The 16,859-nt window shown below is 61.0% G+C and carries 16 protein-coding genes and 1 pseudogene; 9 read left to right on the top strand and 8 right to left on the bottom strand.

Annotation, left to right across the window (positions count from 1 at the left end; translation table 11 throughout):
• Positions 1-53: 53 nt before the first annotated feature.
• The gene (locus tag NJU76_RS00465; RefSeq protein ID WP_254530860.1) at positions 54-1,085 is read right to left on the bottom strand and encodes a carbohydrate ABC transporter permease; all 1,032 of its coding nucleotides are present in this window, start codon (positions 1,083-1,085) and stop codon (positions 54-56) included.
• Between the two features lie 26 nt (positions 1,086-1,111).
• Positions 1,112-2,329 carry an extracellular solute-binding protein gene (locus tag NJU76_RS00460; RefSeq protein WP_254530859.1) on the bottom strand — a complete coding sequence of 406 codons (1,218 nt, stop codon included), beginning with the start codon at positions 2,327-2,329 and terminating at the stop codon, positions 1,112-1,114.
• Positions 2,330-2,628: 299 nt separating this feature from the next.
• On the opposite strand from NJU76_RS00460, the gene NJU76_RS00455 reads away from it, so the two are divergent.
• Complete coding sequence (locus tag NJU76_RS00455; RefSeq protein WP_254530858.1) at positions 2,629-3,765, top strand: ABC transporter ATP-binding protein; 1,137 nt, start codon at positions 2,629-2,631, stop codon at positions 3,763-3,765.
• Positions 3,766-3,874: 109 nt separating this feature from the next.
• On the opposite strand, the gene NJU76_RS00450 is transcribed toward NJU76_RS00455, so the two are convergent.
• On the bottom strand, positions 3,875-5,917 hold the full coding sequence (locus NJU76_RS00450) for a DUF7997 domain-containing protein (RefSeq protein WP_254530857.1): 2,043 nt from the start codon (positions 5,915-5,917) through the stop codon (positions 3,875-3,877).
• Between the two features lie 205 nt (positions 5,918-6,122).
• Between NJU76_RS00450 and NJU76_RS00445 the strand changes: the two genes are divergently transcribed.
• The 3 genes from NJU76_RS00445 to NJU76_RS00435 all read left to right on the top strand — a co-directional run bounded on the left by NJU76_RS00445 (position 6,123) and on the right by NJU76_RS00435 (position 9,280).
• The gene (locus NJU76_RS00445; protein WP_254530856.1) at positions 6,123-7,181 is read left to right on the top strand and encodes a TrmB family transcriptional regulator; all 1,059 of its coding nucleotides are present in this window, start codon (positions 6,123-6,125) and stop codon (positions 7,179-7,181) included.
• A gap of 175 nt (positions 7,182-7,356) precedes the next feature.
• Positions 7,357-8,010 (top strand): bifunctional 4-hydroxy-2-oxoglutarate aldolase/2-dehydro-3-deoxy-phosphogluconate aldolase, encoded by a 654-nt coding sequence (locus NJU76_RS00440; RefSeq protein WP_254530855.1) that lies wholly within the window; start codon positions 7,357-7,359, stop codon positions 8,008-8,010.
• A gap of 97 nt (positions 8,011-8,107) precedes the next feature.
• Entirely contained in the window at positions 8,108-9,280 is a 1,173-nt protein-coding gene (locus tag NJU76_RS00435; RefSeq protein WP_254530854.1) for a S1C family serine protease, read from the top strand.
• Here the strand turns inward: NJU76_RS00435 and NJU76_RS00430 are convergent.
• Positions 9,277-9,459, bottom strand: coding sequence for a hypothetical protein (locus tag NJU76_RS00430; protein ID WP_254530853.1), 183 nt, complete (start codon positions 9,457-9,459; stop codon positions 9,277-9,279). The genes NJU76_RS00435 and NJU76_RS00430 overlap by 4 nt on opposite strands.
• A gap of 155 nt (positions 9,460-9,614) precedes the next feature.
• Between NJU76_RS00430 and NJU76_RS00425 the strand changes: the two genes are divergently transcribed.
• Both NJU76_RS00425 and NJU76_RS00420 read left to right on the top strand, forming a co-directional pair.
• Positions 9,615-9,794, top strand: coding sequence for a protein translocase SEC61 complex subunit gamma (locus tag NJU76_RS00425; RefSeq protein ID WP_254530852.1), 180 nt, complete (start codon positions 9,615-9,617; stop codon positions 9,792-9,794).
• The gene (locus NJU76_RS00420) at positions 9,794-10,231 is read left to right on the top strand and encodes a transcription elongation factor Spt5 (protein ID WP_179259903.1); all 438 of its coding nucleotides are present in this window, start codon (positions 9,794-9,796) and stop codon (positions 10,229-10,231) included. The genes NJU76_RS00425 and NJU76_RS00420 overlap by 1 nt, the downstream gene beginning before the upstream one ends.
• A 294-nt stretch (positions 10,232-10,525) precedes the next feature.
• Here NJU76_RS00420 and NJU76_RS00415 read toward each other — a convergent pair whose 3' ends face one another.
• Positions 10,526-10,813, bottom strand: a complete 288-nt coding sequence (locus tag NJU76_RS00415; RefSeq protein WP_254530851.1) for a DUF7565 family protein — start codon at positions 10,811-10,813, stop codon at positions 10,526-10,528.
• 430 nt (positions 10,814-11,243) lie between these two features.
• On the opposite strand from NJU76_RS00415, the gene NJU76_RS00410 reads away from it, so the two are divergent.
• Both NJU76_RS00410 and NJU76_RS00405 read left to right on the top strand, forming a co-directional pair.
• Complete coding sequence (locus NJU76_RS00410) at positions 11,244-11,996, top strand: PHP domain-containing protein (protein ID WP_254532515.1); 753 nt, start codon at positions 11,244-11,246, stop codon at positions 11,994-11,996.
• A gap of 226 nt (positions 11,997-12,222) precedes the next feature.
• Positions 12,223-12,952 (top strand): annotated as a pseudogene (locus NJU76_RS00405) (enolase C-terminal domain-like protein); the annotation flags it as partial.
• Between the two features lie 36 nt (positions 12,953-12,988).
• Here NJU76_RS00405 and NJU76_RS00395 read toward each other — a convergent pair.
• The 3 genes from NJU76_RS00395 to NJU76_RS00385 are packed head-to-tail and all read right to left on the bottom strand — an operon-like array spanning position 12,989 to position 15,720.
• Positions 12,989-13,480 carry a Mut7-C RNAse domain-containing protein gene (locus tag NJU76_RS00395; protein ID WP_254530848.1) on the bottom strand — a complete coding sequence of 164 codons (492 nt, stop codon included), beginning with the start codon at positions 13,478-13,480 and terminating at the stop codon, positions 12,989-12,991.
• A 51-nt stretch (positions 13,481-13,531) separates the two neighbouring features.
• Positions 13,532-15,283 carry a DNA polymerase/3'-5' exonuclease PolX gene (gene polX / locus NJU76_RS00390; RefSeq protein WP_254530847.1) on the bottom strand — a complete coding sequence of 584 codons (1,752 nt, stop codon included), beginning with the start codon at positions 15,281-15,283 and terminating at the stop codon, positions 13,532-13,534.
• Complete coding sequence (locus NJU76_RS00385; protein ID WP_254530846.1) at positions 15,280-15,720, bottom strand: DUF5788 family protein; 441 nt, start codon at positions 15,718-15,720, stop codon at positions 15,280-15,282. The genes polX and NJU76_RS00385 overlap by 4 nt, the downstream gene beginning before the upstream one ends.
• Before the next feature lie 156 nt (positions 15,721-15,876).
• Here NJU76_RS00385 and NJU76_RS00380 point away from each other — a divergent pair, with 156 nt between their 5' ends.
• Positions 15,877-16,818 carry a rhomboid family intramembrane serine protease gene (locus tag NJU76_RS00380; RefSeq protein WP_254530845.1) on the top strand — a complete coding sequence of 314 codons (942 nt, stop codon included), beginning with the start codon at positions 15,877-15,879 and terminating at the stop codon, positions 16,816-16,818.
• Positions 16,819-16,859 lie beyond the last annotated feature (41 nt).

The following is a 16,859-nucleotide window of genomic DNA, read 5'->3' as shown; positions in this document are numbered from 1 at the left end:
AGTGTGACTACTGACCTGTTCGTCGGCTTGTAACTCTGCTTCAGATGACGTCACTATGCGTTCACCCCCTCGGCGAGGTTTCCTTTCTTCACCGCGAGCCACATGAATAGACCGATGAATGCGATAGCGGTAACCATGATTGCGGAACCGAACGCGTACTCGCTAAATTTGGTCGCTTCACGGTACCCGTACACGAGGAGGAGTTCGTTCTGGCGAGCGGGACCGCCTTCGTTGAAGATCCACGGAATGAGGAACTGCTGGAACGATGTCGCCCCGGTGAGGATCGCGCCGAACAGAACTGGGCGTTTGATGGACGGGAGCGTAACGTGACGGAATCGGTGGAGATACCCGGCACCGTCGACTTTCGCCGCATCGTGCAATTCTGCCGGGACGTCTTGAAGTGCGCTCACGATTATGATCACCATGAAGGGATACGCTAACCAGACTTCCGTCGAGATGTACGCGAAGAAGGCGCTCCATCTTCCAGATAGCCATGCGACCGGGACGTCAACGAGTAATACGTCCGGTGCGGATATCGTCGCGAAGATGATGGTATCGATGACACCGACGAGGCCCTTGATGGCGCTATTGTAGTGATCGACAAACTGGTTCAGCGGACCGTATCGAGCAGCGCTGAACAGGCCACTCCAGACGGTGATCGTGAATATCGTCGGAAACCCCATCGGAATTATCACGGCCGCTCGCATGAAGCGTTTGCCTACCACTCGAGCGTGCGTCAAGACCATTGCAAGTCCGAGCGAGAGTACGATCTTGACCACTAGACTCACCGCGACGAACAACCAGGTAATCGCGAACGAATTCCAGAAGTTCGGATCTGAATAGAGTTTGACGTAATTTTTGAGGCCGATCAGGTCCGAACCGCCACCAATAACCGTGCCCGCGTGGGTCGCGTCGGTCAGCGACAGATAGACGAGGAACGTGATCGGGAACAGCATGAATGCAAAGAATAGAACGAACCCGGGCAACACGAGCAAAAGGCCGAACGGATCGAAATCCCCTGTGCGATCGGGAAGCCGTTGCTGCCCTCGGTCGGACACGCGTCTAAAGAATGATGACGTTGACATAACGTATTCGTTTCAGATGCAGTTAATTATTCCCAACGGCTACGAATCTCATCGGCAGCCGCCGACATCGCTTCTTCGGGCTCTTTCTGCCCGGTAAATATCTGCTGAAGACCGCTCTCTAACGGCGTCCACACCGTGTCAATGCGTGGATCGGATGGCATCGGTGTCCCCATCGCGACTGTCTTGGCAAACGTTGCGACGTCGTCACCGAGTTCGTCGGACTCGGTGTAGTTCTTGTGGACGGGGATCAGGCCATGCTCCTGGGCATTGCCGAGGATGACGTCTTCGGTAGTCGTATACCACTCAGCCCACTCGACGGTCGTGTCGAGCGACACGTCGCTTGCGCCGTTGAGTTGTGACGTAAAGTACCACGTCTGCACGCCCGTGTAGGGGTTCGGACTGCCGCCTTCGATATCGGGAAGCGGTGCAACAGTCGCGTCGACACCGCTATCACGGAAACCGCTTAGTTGCCACGGACCGTTGATCGCAAACGGTGCGTTGCCGTCGGCGAACGGCGGCATTTGCTCCGCATATTTAGTCGCCTCCGCGACGTACGGCCAGATAGAGTTCTGAAGCAGTTCGATCCCTTCGATGAACGCGTCGTCTTCGATTCCGACATCGCGGCTCTCCTTGTCGTAGATATTCCCGCCGAATGCTTGCAAGAAGGCACTCACGAAGTAAGCCGTTTTCGGCGGACACGAGAGCCCCCATTTGCTGTTTTGAGGGTCGTGGTGATCTTCCATGATAGAGACCATCTCCGAGAGCGTTTCTGGAGGCTGCTCGACGAGTTTGGGATTATACATGAGCGACACCGTCTCGGATGCGTAGGGAAGTCCGTACACACCGTCGTTCCACTGCACTGCGGACGCGGCGTTTTCAGTATATGTTCCCGCGAGGTCGACTTCGACATCGTCTTTCGCGTTGTACACGAAATCCTGACTTTCGTACTTGCCGATACGGTCGTGCGCCCACGGGAAGGTGTGCGGGCCGTCCCCCGCCGGAATTGCCGTCTTGAGTTGCTTTTTGACGTCCGAGAGGTTCTCGGAATGCAACTCGTCGTCCCGTCCCTCGTTGAACGTCTTGAGGTGCTTGTCGAGGGTTTTCTGTTCTCCTTCGGTGAACTGATTCCAGAGCACCGTCTCCTGTTCGCCGCCGCCGCTGACCATTTCGCCGAGGCAGCCTGCGACGGTAACCGATGCCATCCCGCCCATCCCCGCTAGTACGTTCCTGCGATTCGCCGTCATAGCAAACAGTGATGAATAATATCTTCGTATATTTAGTTGTTAGGATGCCGACTTTCCGGTTCGGGAAATAGCAATAGTAACTGGCATCAAACGCCATATACCGGCGTTTTCCGGCCCCAAACGAGATTCGATCCGTAACTTTGCTCGTTTGGGATTCCGGGAGAATGTGATGAGTTACCTCAAAACATATCGTAATTGTATTATAAATGATAGAGAGCAATATATTTGGTGTAATTTTACTTCTCAAATTCGGCTTTTTGGGAAAAGGTTTTACGCCCCCTCATCGAACGAACGGGGAAATGGCACGAGTAACGGTCGAATCGCTACGGAAGGAATACGACACCGGGTCGGTCGTTGCCGTCAACGACCTCGACCTCGAGATCGAAGATGGCGAGTTCGTTACCGTCGTCGGACCCTCGGGCTGTGGGAAGACGACGACGCTTCGGATGTTATCGGGGCTCGAGCAACCTACCGACGGGAGAATCAAAATCGGCGGCGAGGACGTCACGGACGTCCACGCGAAAGACCGGGACGTCGCGATGGTGTTCCAGAACTACGCGCTGTATCCCCACAAGACGGTCTTCGAGAACATGGAGTTCGGGCTTCGGATGAGTACCGACATGGGCGAGACGGAACGCGAACGGCGGGTCGTCGAAGCGGCCGAAATGATGGACATCGAGGATCTGCTCGAGGACAATCCGGACGAACTCTCCGGTGGTCAGAAACAGCGCGTCGCTCTCGGGCGCGCGATCGTCAGGGAACCGGATCTGTTCCTGTTCGACGAACCGCTCAGCAACCTCGACGCCAAACTTCGTACGAGCATGCGCGCGGAGATCCAGCGCCTCCAGAACGCACTCCAGATTACGGCCGTCTACGTGACGCACGACCAACACGAGGCGATGACGATGGGCGACAGAATCGTTATTCTCGACGGCGGCGAACTGCAACAGCAGGGTCGACCGACCGAGGTCTACAAAAACCCGGTCAACGAGTTCGTCGGCGGTTTCATCGGGTCTCCGTCGATGAACTTCGTCGACGTTGGGGTCGAAACGTCTGGCTCCCGAGTGCACCTCACCGGTCCTGACGGCGTATTCCAGTTCGACCTCTCTGCCTCGTACATCAACGATCGCAAAGACGCACTCGATTCGAATCGGCACACGCTCGGTGTCCGACCGGAGGATGTCGAATTGGCGACCGAGGGGGCAGCGAACATCATAACGGCGACGATCGACGTGGTCGAACCTGTCGGTTCAGACAATTTCCTCTACCTCGACGTGAACGACGAGTTCATCGCTCGCGTCGACTCGAACGCGGACCTCGATCCGGGCGATCGAGTGACGATCACCTTCGACGAAACGGATATTCACCTGTTCGATACCGAAACCGGTCGTAACGTCTTCGCCAGTAAGCGTGACGCCCCAACCGTCACCACCTGAACCGGGACGCAGTTTTCATCACCCGAAATGCAGTATGGGGAACTCTCGTCTTCCGTCCCTTCGTCTGTGCGAAACGGCCGAACCCGAGGTGTCCAGCGCGAGCAGCGATTCAGTCCCGTATGGGGGTACGGTCTCCGGTATCGGCGGGTGACGATGACAGGGGTGCCTCGAGAGCGCTCGCCGTCGCAAGCCGGATTGCGTGGGGCCAGCCGAGCGGCGTTGCGCTGTCCGGTGTCCCGTCGTCGAACAGTTGCTCAGAAAGGTACCCGCCGGGTCGCCGGAGCGGTCCGCCGGGCCCGACGAGTGCAAGTAAGGCCCGACCGTGTTCGTGGAACGCCTCGGCTTCGTCCCGGCCGTTTGCCGCCAGAAGTTCACTCAGATCGATGGCGGCACGAGCGCCCCACGCAGTCGTCACCGTCCATATCTTTTCGGCGTCTTGTTCGCGGACTCGCCAGGGATCGCCCTCGAAGCGAGTAAGTCCTTCGATCGGTCCATCCGGGTTCCGATACAGGCCATCGAGCGTCGTTTCGACGTGGGAAACGAGGCGATCGAGCCGTTCGTCGTCGACCTCTTCGAGCATGGCGTACTCTAAATGGGCCGTAGCCAGCGCGAGCGTACTCCCGTCGAGTCGGTCGTCTAAATCGCCGCCGTCCGCCCGCATGGCGTAAACACCACGCTCGGGCACCCAGAGATCGTCGAGAGCCGCATAGATAGTTCGTGCACGCTCTCGTGCCCGCACCACGAGCACCTCGTCAACCGGCGCTCGAGCGATCGCCGTGTACGCCTCGAGAAATGTCGCCGCCGTATGAACGAACCGGCCCGTCATGTTCTCCCAGGCGTTCTGGACACGTCCGGGGAGACCATCAGCCCGGAGAGAGTCGCCCAGACCATCGAGAGCAGCGGCGAGCGTTTTCCGTACCTGTTCGTCCGCGGGATCGACGTGCCGAAGGTACGTCGCGAGATACGAGGCCACGCTCGCGGACTGATCCGCCTGATACTCTTCGGACTCGGCTTCCTCCAGTCGACCGTGTGCCCAGCCGGGTGCGAGTTCGCCGTTGTGGGGCCAGACCCGATGGGGCCAGGTGCCGTCTGACAGTTGTGTCTCGCCGTAGAAGCGAGCGCTCATTTCGTGCCACTCCTCGAGTCCAAGGTCTAGCCGCAGGTCGGCATCTAACAGAAACTCGGCGATTTCGGCGTCGTCGCGGAACCAGGTGTATCCGTAGCCACCGGAATACCGATAGAACGGGTCGAACTCGGGGCCAGCCATTCGGGCTCCCGTTGGCGCGCGCAACAGCGCGAGCGCACGGAGATCCGAAACCCCGCCTTCGATGCCGTGATCGGGAACGAGCAGCCGGTCGCGAGCCTGTTCGCGGCCCGCTTCGAGTATCGCGTCGCTGCTTTCGTGATCGACCGCAGCGGCCCGGACTCGCTCGAGTGCGTCGGTTCGGTCTCCATCGTCCGAAAGCAGCGTCGCGACCGTCGCACTCGGCGACGACCCGGCCAGCTCGAGTTCGGTCATCACGATCGGGCTGAGTCGTGCTTCCTCGTAGCGGTCGTCTGTCGGTGAGCGCGGAAAGTCAGCGGGCTCTGCGGCCAGTAATTCGTCGAAGCGTTCGGGAACCTGTCCGGTCACGGACAGCCCGGTCGATGCCGCGAGGAAATCGTGTTCGGTGTCGTGGTGAACCTCGACTGCATCGTCGTGCCAGAGCTGACCGATCCGCCCTGCTCGCCCCTCGGGAGCAAATCCGAAACACGCGTGTAGACTGGTATCGTCGTCCGCATGTCCGTCCTCGAGTGAGAAGTGAGTCAGGTGGAGACGTCCGATCGTGACGTCGTACTGGACACACGTCGATTCTCCGACGGTATGTCTCGTCTCGACGACGGCGGTGTTCTCGACGTATCGCTGATCGCTTTCGTCGGCGTCGAACCAGTCGACGTCGCCGTCGATTTCGAGTCCAAATCTGGAACGATCGAGTCCGGCCAGGCCGGAGAGTGGATACGAGTAGTCCCTGATCGATCCGTCGAGGGCGACGTGAACGAGCCGTTCGTCGAGTCCGGAGAAAAGTCCCGTCGTCGACCTGCGCTCGCCGGGAAACTGCCGTGGGTTCCCCTGTGAGCGCTTGTAGTCGTTGAGGGCACCGTGTAATTCCATCGTTCTCTCAGATCGCTCCCGGAGCAATAAACTTTGTTGAAAAATCTATTCTCACTTTTTGACCGTGGGCGTTCAGGCTGGTCAATCGGAGGGGACTCGAGAAGCCGGTTGCGAATCGTAGAATACATCGATTTCGAGCTGAACTGTCGTAGCGGACCGAGCATATTTTACATCGAACGCTCGATTATCGATGTACTAAGTACTCATGGATGATCGCGAGCTCGCCGGGTTACTTGAACGATTTGGCCTCTCGGAAACGGAGACTGACACGTACCTGGCGATTCTCGAACGGGGGGAGTCGAAAGCTAGTACGATCGCCGACGCCGCCGACGTATCGAAGCGCTACGTCTATAGCATCAGCGAGGAACTCGAGAAGCGCGGCTTCGTCGAAGTCGACGATCACTCGGTGCCGACGGTAATTCGGCCGGTTCGACCCGAGACCGTCGTCGATCGACTCACAGAGAGCGTCGAGGATATCGAACCGGAACTCCAATCGCGGTACACGTCGACCGAGCGTTCCGGCGAGCAGTTCGAGGTAATCAAGTCCCGACAGACGGTACTCAAACGAATCGAGAGCATGCTCGCCAGTGCCGAAACGGAAGTGACCCTCTCGTTGCCGGCGGCCGTCCTGCCGCGAATCCGATCGACGCTTGAGGCGACGGTCGAACGGGGAGTTCTCGTCCTCCTCCTGCTCGGTGCGACGAAGGGTGATCAGGACATCGCGTCTCTGGCTGGCACCGCCAGTACGGTCCGCACGTGGGACGCGCTCGTGCCGACGATGCTGACGGTCGACGGCAACCACGGATTGCTCGCACCCAGTCAGATATTGACGACGTCCACGAGCGATACGCGGGCGATCGCCCTCTCCCAGGATCAGTTGGTCCCCGTCCTCGCCGGCTCGTTCCTGGCGAATTACTGGCCGACGGCCGAAGAGCGGTACGTCACAACGCCGAACGAACTTCCGTACACGTACGACGGATTCCGGAGTGCAGTCTTCCAGATCGCCCTCCATCGAGCGACTGACACCCGAATCGAAGCGTCCGTCACTGGCTCGCCGGTCGGCGACCGGAATATCCCATCGTCGTTCACCGGAGAGGTCGTCGACGTCCGACAGAGCCTCGTTCGACCCGTCACGTCGACGCTTCCGATCGAGAACGCGTTCAAGCTCGAGGTCGACGGCGAACAGTACACCGTCGGCGGCACCGGCGCGTTCCTCGAAGACTTCGAAGCCGAGTCGGTTACCATCCGGGCTCTCGAGGAGTGACCGGCGGGACGACGGGACGGAATGGTTACTGTTTTTTCGATTGTGAGTAAATTTATTTATCATGGCTCCGAACGCCACGTATGAGAGAACGTTCCGCAACGTCAACCATTCGTCAAATCACCGAATATAAGATACCGTTCGTCGGCGGGCGCCGAAACGGTGAGGGCGGCCACAGATGACCGCGAAACCCGCAACGAGGGATCGCATCGTCGACAGCGGCGTCATCGCGGTCCTCCGCGGCGTCGACGAAGACTGCATCGTCCCTGCCGCCCGCGCGATCCACGACGCGGGTGTCGATGCGCTCGAGATTACGGCTGACGGGGCTCACACAGCCGAGAAGATAGCCGCCGTGAACCGGGAACTCGCGGACACGGATGCAGTCGTCGGCGCGGGAACGGTTCTCGACGTGCCGACCGCACAGTCGGTGATCGATGCGGGGGCGTCGTTCGTCGTGTCACCGCACACCGACGCGGATATCGTTCGAACCTGCAATCGACTCGGCACGCTCGTCGCGCCGGGGGTCATGACTCCCACGGAAGCGGTGACTGCGATGGAGGCCGGTGCGGACCTCCTCAAACTGTTCCCTGCTTCGACGGTTGGCCCCGAACACATCGGTGCGCTCTCGGGACCGCTCGGTGACGTCGACATCGTTCCCACGGGCGGCGTTTCGCGTGAAACGGTCGGCGCATTCTTCGATGCGGGCGCAGTTGCGGTCGGTGCTGGCGGTGCGATCATCGACGACGAGGCCGTCGCTGACGGCGACTTCGATCGCGTCCGGGAAACGGCCGCGTCGTTTCTCGAGGCAGTCGAGTCAGCACGAGACCGCTAGAGACGTGGCGACGATACGCGATCGGCGATACCAACGGAATCATCACAGACTGCCATCAACTGCGGTTTGACTGGCTGCTCGTGCTGGTTATCATTTTATGGTACTCGTCGGGGTCGCTACGTGCGTGACCTCAAATCGGTTCACTCGTAGACATGTGCTACGAACGGTCGGGACTGCCGCAGCGGTCGGTCTGGGCGGGTCCGGCGTCGCCTCGAGCGCCGCGGCTCAGGACGATGACTCTGGCGCCGCCGACACCGACAGTCCGTACACGGAGACGTATCGCGACACCATCGATTCCGTCGTGCTGGTCACTGTCACCAGGACGATCGGCGGTGATCGGGGCGGTGGCGGGGGTGGCGGACTCGGCTCCGGATTCGTCATCGACGAGCAGCATATCGTGACCAACAATCACGTGGTCCAGAGCGCCGGCGAAGGCGGCATCGAAATCCAGTTCAATAATCAGGAGTGGCGACTCGCGTCTATCGTCGGGACTGATCCTTACAGCGATCTCGCCGTCCTCGGCGTCGAGGATATGCCCGACATCGCCGCGGGTCTCCCGCTCGTCGAGTCCGAACCGGCGATCGGACAGGAAGTGCTCGCGATCGGCAATCCGCTCGGCCTCAACGCCTCGGTCTCACAGGGGGTCGTAAGCGGGACCAACCGGCTGCTCCCCAGTCCGGCCGGGACGTCGATCCCTGCGACCATCCAGACCGACGCACCGATCAATCCCGGCAACAGCGGCGGCCCGCTCGTGAACCTCGAAGGGGAGGTGCTCGGTGTCGTCTTCGCCGGAGCCAGTCAGACGATCGGATTTGCAATCTCCTCGCGCCTCGCGAACAGGGTCGTCCCCGCGCTCATCGAGGACGGTTCGTACGAGCACCCCTACATGGGCGTCGGCGTGGTCCCCGTCGGACCGGACATCGCCGAAGCACACGGACTTGACGAGGCGACTGGCGTGCTGATTGTCCAGGTCGTTCCCGGTTCGCCTGCCGACGGTGTCCTCCAGCCGGTCAGTCGCGGCCGACCGTCGACCGGCGACGTGATCGTCGCCATCAACGATCAAGAGGTGACCACCCAGGCACAACTCCAGACGTATCTCGCCCTCCAGACCTCACCCGGCGAGACGGTCGCTCTCGAGATCGTCCGTGACGGTGAGACCCAGTCCGTCGAGTTGACGCTCGCATCGCGACAAGAGTTCGATCGGGCGCAGATGCCAAACGGGGGCGGGCCCGCTGACAGACCGTCCATCCCCAGTCCCGATCGCGGCTAACCGCGTTCAGGTTCTACAGACGAACGAGGCGAGTGCCTCGGCGCGTTTTGTGCCCCGAGGCCGTCGTCGCCCTCCTCTCCCTCCTCCGGATCGCGGTCGATTCGCTCGAGGTCGTCCTCGATTTCGGCTTCTCGCTCTGCTTCGTACTCGGTCGCTCTGTCGGCATCGTCTTCAGCCATGCCGGTCGGTTCGTAGCTGATCGGTTTGGACGTAGGGCCATCGAGTGCAACGTCGATGCCACCGGTGGACGACGTCGACGTTCGGGCGGGGTCCCGGTGGAAGTTCGCAAGCCTCGAAAGACAGATAAAAGACCCTACGCTGTGAACAGATAGATATGGACGTTCCGTACGACCTGACCTCGTACGTTCGGGTGTTGAAGATGGCGACAACACCCACTACCGAGGAATTCCTCCAGGTATCGAAAATCGCCGGTGCAGGTGTCATTCTGATCGGTCTCGTCGGGTTCCTCATCGGCGCGATCATGTTGTTCCTGACCAACGGTGGTGGCGTTTAATGGGCATCTTCGCTGTCAAAACGACGGCGAGCCAGGAGCGCACCGTCGCTGACATGATCATCAATCGCGAAGAGCCCGAGATCCACGCTGCTCTCGCGCCCGACTCGCTGACGTCCTACGTAATGGTCGAAGCGGAGGGGAACGCGGTGTTAGAACGCGTCCTCGAGGACATACCGCACGCGCGCAGCATCGTTCCCGGGGAATCGGATATCTCGGAGGTCGAACATTTCCTGTCGCCGAAACCCGACGTCGAGGGGATCGCCGAGGGGGACATCGTCGAACTCATCGCCGGCCCGTTCAAGGGTGAGAAGGCACAGGTTCAACGCATCGACGAGGGCAAAGACCAGGTGACAGTCGAACTGTACGAAGCGACGGTTCCGATTCCGGTGACGGTTCGAGGCGATCAGATTCGCGTGCTAGATTCCGACGAACGGTAGCGAGTCGCGTTTCTCGGAGCGAACTTGCTGGCTGACGCGACGTGAGTCGGCTCGCGGGAACCATATTGGTACGTGATGGTACGATGTGAGCAGAGACGTGTGCTGGAATCAGACGACGACCACTCCATCAGCTAACCGGCACGAAACGCGGCGGGTTTCGTCGAGAGGGGTACCACGGGTTCTGGAACGTCGACGTGGGTGGCTCAGTCCCGAACCACGTCTCGTACACGAGTAGCCGGGGCTGTGTCTCTCAAATCTTTCAGAACGACGACTAGACCGACGGGATCCACGTATCTATCGTTTTAGCTCAGCCGCGATGGCCTGCATGTCTGCGACCGATTCGATCTCCTCGAGTAACTGTTCGCGCTCTCGCACTGCCTCGGAGCTGGCACCGTAGGCGCGGACGTACTCGGCGCGGCTGTGCTCGGTAAAGGAGTGGCGAATCGCAAGATAGCCGTCCGGAACGATGGTGCCACAGACTTCGCACTCGCGGCGCTGGTGTTCCATTGCCTGATGGACGATGGCCGATTCGACGTCCTCGAATACCGATCCGCAGCCGTCGATTCCACATTCCCAGGCCATACGATGACGGAGTTCTACGCGCAGTCATAATTATCCTTTCGCCGCCGACCCGTCGGCCAGAATACCTGTGACGATAGATTTTCAGCGGTCGGGTCTTTACGCGGGGGCGATCCGTCTTTCGGTGGGCCTCACACCTCGGTTGTGTAGCGGTAGTGAGCGTCTCTTGCAGTAGCGATCGTTGCTGGTGAATTTTCTGTGCGTCTTCGATCAATCGCTCCAGCAGCGGCGGTGGCGAATAACCTCCGTTATGATCGGGTTTGCACTCTGCTTCAACCGGTTCACGAAGTGGCCGTCGTTCTCATCGATCGACGCGAAGCGGCGATACGTGCAGTACGTCCGATCGTGGACACGATCAAGGCCACCGTCGAGTGGCCGGCAAACCAGAATTCATAACTCGACTGTCCCGAAAGTACGCCTCGTGACTGACGGAGTGACGCATCGAGTCGACTGTCACGTGAAAGTGCTCACCGATCGCGTCGTCGAACGGGCGACCCGGGCCGGCCTCGACGCGATCGTCTATGCACCTCACTTCACCCGTCTCCCGCAGATCCGAAAGCGGGCGGCAGTCTACTCGACCGATGACCTGCTAGTGATCCCCGCCCGCGAGGTCTTTACCGGTTCGTGGCGGAATAGACGTCACGTCCTCGCGATCGGCCTCGACGAGCCGGTGCCGGATTTCATCCCGCTCGAGGCGGCGATGGACGAGTTCGACCGGCAGAACGCGGCGGTACTCGTGCCGCATCCAAATTTCGCGACTGTAAGTCTCGGCGAGTCCGGTCTACGTGCGCACGCGGAAACGATCGACGCGATCGAGATCTTCAACCCGAAACATCTCCCGTCGCACAACCGCCGCGCACGTGGCCTCGCCGAGACGCTTTCGATGCCGCCGTTTACGTCGTCGTACGCCCACTTCCCGCGGTCCATCGGTGTGGCCCACACCGCATTCGAGACGGCTATCAAAAGCGAGGCCGATCTCGTACAGGCGCTCGGGGATGGGGTCGCACGCACGGTCGTCTACAATAACGGCCTCGAGCGCTGGCGAACGACGACGACGGAACTCGGCCACCTCGTATACGAGAATACGTGGAAGAAAGTCGATCGACTGTTTCTTTCGGGAACGGAGCCGACCCATCCACAGCATATCGCCTACGGTGGGCGATTTGACGACGTCGCTGTCTACTGATCGATACCCGCAGTACGATACTCGAACGCAGGAGGCGGCTCGAAGGTGGTGATCCGTCGACGAGGTTCTGGCCAGGGACACGACCGTCGAGTGTTCCGATTCGGGGCCACCCATCTGATAGCCTGGCTGACGATATCATTTTACACGGGATGGGAGAACGTTGGGCCGTGACCGTCAGAAATCGTCATACGAGCGGTTCGGGAGGGATCACCGGAACTGATACGCGGTGAGAGACATTTCCAATCACGCGATGGATCGTCCGGCCGGCCACGACGTCGAAATTACCGATATCGAAGCGGCGGTCGTCAAGGGAACCTTCGAATGGAATCTCGTGAAGGTCCACACCGACGCTGGTGTCACGGGTATCGGCGAAGCATATCGCGGCGGCGGCGTCCCGGAACTCGTCGAGTATACGAACCGGTTTCTCGTCGGTGAAAACCCGCTGGACGTCGAACGGTTGTTCCGATACATCGTCCAGGAGATGTCGGGACACGGCGGGACGACGGGGAAGGTCGTCACTGCCGCGTCGGGTATCGAAATCGCGCTCTGGGACGCCGCCGGCAAACTTCTCGATGTGCCGGTGTACCAACTCCTCGGCTCTCGGTACCGTGATCGGGTCCGGATCTACTGCGACTGCCACGCCGGCGAAGCGTACTCGGTCGACGAGGGCGGCTTCACGGAATACGGCGACGCCGCTCGCCACCAATGAGAACCGATTTCGCGTCCACGAACTGACCGGACTGCTCGAAAACTACGCGGTCGACGTGATAACGCCGGATCCGACGACGTGTGACGGTCTCGCGGAGGCGAAGCGCGTCGCCGACCGCGCAGAGGAGCGCTACATTCCGTTCTCATCGCACAACGTTTGTAGCCCAGTGGGGACGATGGCGTGCGTGCACCTCTGTGCGGCCGTCGTCCCCAACGCCGACGTGCTCGAGTATCACGCGCTCGAGGTGGTGCTGTCCGGGACCGACGGTTTCGCCTGAGTCGCGCTAGGGATCGTCTGAGCGGTCCCCGGGGAAGGACTCCCGAGACGATTCGGTGACCGCGGAGAGCGTCTCTGCGACCCGGTCCCAGTGACTGCCCCGCCAGAAGTGCTGGCCGCAGTCGCGACAGCGCCATACCTCGAGCGCCGCCGGATTCGGCGCGTACTCCGGCGTCGAGGCCGTCGAATCGACTCGTTCGAGCGGCCCGTTACACCGCCCGCAGAACGCCGGTTCGCTCGCGAGCGTGAGATCGATTCCCGCCGCGGCGAGTTCCGCAAGTTGATCTGCGACATCCCGGGACTCGAGCAGGATCGACTCCGCAGTACGATCTGCAAGCGCCGTATCGCGTGTGACGACTGTCCGGCCCTCGTCGCGAGCGACGGCGACCACGTCGTCGTCGGCCTCGAGTTCGCGGTCGCCCGCGTAGACGGTGTCGTGGTTACACATCCGCAGGTACGAGACGACACCGCCGCACATGACGTCGACGAGGAGTTTCATGGAAATGGAAGTCCGTGGATGGATATCAGCCGATCGACAAGATCGGTCGCGTCAGTGGAGGAACTCGATGATCCGTTCTTCGTCCCAGGTGTTGATTACGTCGTCCGGTTCGGCCCAGCCGCGCCGCGCAGTGTGGACGCCCCACCGAATGTACTCGAGCGTCGATGGCTGGTGGGAGTCGGTATCGATCGCAATTTTCGCACCCTCCTCGAGCGCGGCCTGGACGGCGCTTCCCCAGAGGTCGAGCCGGCGAGGGTCGCTGTTAACCTCGAGGGCGGTCTCGTGTTCGGCGGCGGCGCGTGCAAGCGCCGTCACGTCGTAGTCGAGTCCGGAGCGCTGGTTGAGCAAGCGGCCGCTCGGATGACCCAACACGTCGATCGCCGGGTTCTCGACGGCACGAACGAGACGACCGGTGGCGGTTTCCGCGTCCTGATCGAGCGCACTGTGGGGCGAGGCGATGATCACGTCCAGTGCGTCGATCACCTCGTCGGAGAGGCTGATCTTGCCGTCGGCGTTGACGTTTGCTTCGATTCCGGCGAAGACCTCGATATCGGTTTCGGCGTCGACGTCGCGGATCGCGTCCACCTGCTCGAGTATCTCCTCGTCCGAGAGCCCCATTCCGCCGACGACTCCGGGGCCCTCCGCGTGATCGGCGATCCCGTAGTAGTCGTAGCCGCGCTCTGCGGCGGCCTCGACCATTTGGGAGATGGTGGTGTTGCCGTCGGACCACTCCGTGTGGGTGTGCAAGTCGCCGCGGACGTCGTCTCGCGTGATCAAATCTGGGAGGTCGCCGTTCTCCGCAGCGGCAATTTCGCCGCGGTTCTCGCGAAGCTCCGGTGGCATCCACGGCAGTCCGAGTGCGTTGTACATCCCCTCCTCGGTTTCGCCCGCGACGCGCTCGCCGACGCGCTGTCCAGCATCGGGATCGTCTATCTCGCTGACGTCGAATGCCCCGTACTCGTTCAATTTCATTCCACGATCGATCGCGTAATTCCGCAGGCTGACGTTGTGATCCTTGCTTCCAGTAAAGTATTGCAGCGCAGAACCGAACTCCTCGGGGACGACCACACGCAGGTCGACCCGAATTTCGCCGACGCGGACGCTGGCCTTTTCCGGCCCGGATTCGATCTCGTCGTCGACCGAGTCCCAGCCGACGAACGCCTCGATTACCGCCTCGTTATCGGTCGTCGACGCGAGGACGTCCACGTCGCCGATCGTCTCGCGCCACCGGCGGATCGACCCCGCGACCTCGCTACGCTCGACCGCGTCGATCGACTCGAGAAACGCCAGGACGTCGTCCGCGAGCGGACGCGCCTCGCCGAGCAACTGACGCTGGCCGACGGTGCGGGCGAACTCGAGGTTTTCGAGGATATTCTCCTCCGTCTTCGGGCCGAATCCCTTCACGTTTCGTACCTCGCCGGCTTCGGCGGCCGCCTCGAGGTCGTCTAACGTCTGCACGCCGAGTTCGCGATAGAGTTTGCCGGCCGTTTTGGGACCGATCCCCTCGATGCGGGTCAGGTCGGCCATGTCGATCGGCAGTTCGGCCCGCAACTCCTCGAGCTCATCGATGTCGCCTGTCTCGACGTACTCGATTATTTTCGAGGAGATTGCGTCGCCGACCCCCTCGATGTTCTCGACGGCCTCGTGGTCGCCCGCCTCGACGCGGTCGGCGATCGGCGACGGAAACGCACGGATGTTCTCCGCCGCGCGCCGGTACGCGCGGGGCTTGTACTCGACGTCGTCGGCCTCGAGCAGGTCGGCGAACTCCTCGAATCGGGCGGCGAGTTCGGCGTTGGTCGTCATCGTCCCCTCCGCGCTGTGGCGTCGTCGTCCTGTCCGAGCGCCTTCTTGAGAAAGGACATCCAGCGCTTGCGGTCCTGGGCCTGCTGGACCTTCTGTTCTCGCTCTAAGTCCGTCGGGCCCAGACTTTCGAGGGCGTTGAGCGCGCGATCGATTCCGATGATACTCGCGGCGAGGTCTTCGCCCTCCTCTCGGGTGATGTCTCCCTCCTCGATGCGCCCGAGTCGCTTGAGTCGTTCGCGCCGAAGGTTCTTCTTGGCCTGCTCGACACGGTCGCGCTCGCCCGCCGGGACCGTCTCGCGGCGCTTGATTTCGAAGACGAACGTCCGGAGGTCGATCTCTTCCTCCTGGACCGTGATCGTCTCCGGAATGTCCGCGCCGACGGTCGCGCCCTCGCGCTCGACCCGCTCGAGCAGTTGCTTTCGCTCGTACTCTTGCACGTCTCGACATGGGAGACGGGGAGGCAAAAATGTGCAGTCCGTCGGTACGCCCAGCATCGAACCGGTAGACCAGTGTCGTTGGAGACCCGTCGAAGGCGTCTCGAGGGCGGGACCGAACCCCAAATCCCTTAGCTACTCCGCACATACCCCCGGTCAATGGCAAAGTGCGACGTGTGTGGGAAGAACGAAAACATGCCGTACAACTGTCGGCACTGTGGTGGTACCTACTGCGCGGACCACCGACTCCCCGAAAACCACGACTGTTCCGGCTTGCAAAACTGGAACGATCCGAAAGGCGTCTTCGACAGCGGATTCGACGACAGCGTTGACGGCGGCAGTACGTCCCGAGTCTCGAGTCTCGCGAGTAAAATCCCGATAAATACCGGGACTGGGGGCCCGCTTGCGTACTTCCGCGGGAACATGACGTACACGTTCCTCGCACTGATGTGGCTGACGTTCGCTGCGGAATTCGTAACGCTACTCGTTGCCCCGTCATTCTTTCGGACGCTGTTCGTACTCACACCGCAGCATCCAGAGTACGTCTGGACCTGGATCACATCTATATTCGCCCACAGTCCGGGAGGATTCTTCCACATCGTAGGGAACAGCATAGTACTGTTCTTTTTCGGTCCACTCGTGGAACGATACGTTGGCTCGAGGAACTTCGCTATTTTGTTCATCATCAGCGGCGTCCTCGCCGGGCTTAGTCAGGTCTTCATCCAGATACTTCAGGGACCGTATCCGCCGGGAGTGGGGGGTGTTCTCGGGGCCAGCGGTGCCGTACTCGCGATTATGGGCGTATTGACGATCCTGAACCCTGGTCTAAAGGTGTATCTCTACTTCTTATTCCCAGTTCCGATCTGGCTGCTCACTGCCGGTTACGCCGTAATGAGCATCACGTTCCTCTCCGGCGTGATCGGTGGTGGCGGGGGTATTGCACACATGGCCCATCTCGTGGGCCTCGTGATCGGCCTGGCCTACGGCCAGTACGTCAAACAGAATCGCAACGTCGGCGCTCCGAACCGCCTCGAGTTCGGCGGTGGCGGTCCCGGCGGACCCGGTGGTCCGGGTGGTCCCGGCGGTCGCCGCCGGTTCTGAGCGCACTCCGTACCTGCCTACGCCGACGAAACCCCGTAACT

This window comes from Natrinema gelatinilyticum (assembly GCF_024266705.1).
GTDB classification, from domain to species: domain Archaea; phylum Halobacteriota; class Halobacteria; order Halobacteriales; family Natrialbaceae; genus Natrinema; species Natrinema gelatinilyticum.
Note: the sequence above shows the minus strand (reverse complement) of the source record. Positions and strands in the feature narration are given on the sequence as shown.

Excerpts from the sequence above, each read along its gene's own strand:
- NJU76_RS00430 (WP_254530853.1), bottom strand. The coding sequence starts at position 9,459 with ATGGCTGAAGACGATGCCGACAGAGCGACCGAGTACGAAGCAGAGCGA.
- NJU76_RS00380 (WP_254530845.1), top strand. The coding sequence starts at position 15,877 with ATGGCAAAGTGCGACGTGTGTGGGAAGAACGAAAACATGCCGTACAAC.
- NJU76_RS00460 (WP_254530859.1), bottom strand. The coding sequence starts at position 2,329 with ATGACGGCGAATCGCAGGAACGTACTAGCGGGGATGGGCGGGATGGCA.
- NJU76_RS00415 (WP_254530851.1), bottom strand. The coding sequence starts at position 10,813 with ATGGCCTGGGAATGTGGAATCGACGGCTGCGGATCGGTATTCGAGGAC.
- NJU76_RS00445 (WP_254530856.1), top strand. The coding sequence starts at position 6,123 with ATGGATGATCGCGAGCTCGCCGGGTTACTTGAACGATTTGGCCTCTCG.
- NJU76_RS00465 (WP_254530860.1), bottom strand. The coding sequence starts at position 1,085 with ATGTCAACGTCATCATTCTTTAGACGCGTGTCCGACCGAGGGCAGCAA.
- NJU76_RS00440 (WP_254530855.1), top strand. The coding sequence starts at position 7,357 with ATGACCGCGAAACCCGCAACGAGGGATCGCATCGTCGACAGCGGCGTC.
- polX (WP_254530847.1), bottom strand. The coding sequence starts at position 15,283 with ATGACGACCAACGCCGAACTCGCCGCCCGATTCGAGGAGTTCGCCGAC.
- NJU76_RS00450 (WP_254530857.1), bottom strand. The coding sequence starts at position 5,917 with ATGGAATTACACGGTGCCCTCAACGACTACAAGCGCTCACAGGGGAAC.
- NJU76_RS00395 (WP_254530848.1), bottom strand. The coding sequence starts at position 13,480 with ATGAAACTCCTCGTCGACGTCATGTGCGGCGGTGTCGTCTCGTACCTG.
- NJU76_RS00455 (WP_254530858.1), top strand. The coding sequence starts at position 2,629 with ATGGCACGAGTAACGGTCGAATCGCTACGGAAGGAATACGACACCGGG.
- NJU76_RS00420 (WP_179259903.1), top strand. The coding sequence starts at position 9,794 with ATGGGCATCTTCGCTGTCAAAACGACGGCGAGCCAGGAGCGCACCGTC.
- NJU76_RS00435 (WP_254530854.1), top strand. The coding sequence starts at position 8,108 with ATGGTACTCGTCGGGGTCGCTACGTGCGTGACCTCAAATCGGTTCACT.
- NJU76_RS00425 (WP_254530852.1), top strand. The coding sequence starts at position 9,615 with ATGGACGTTCCGTACGACCTGACCTCGTACGTTCGGGTGTTGAAGATG.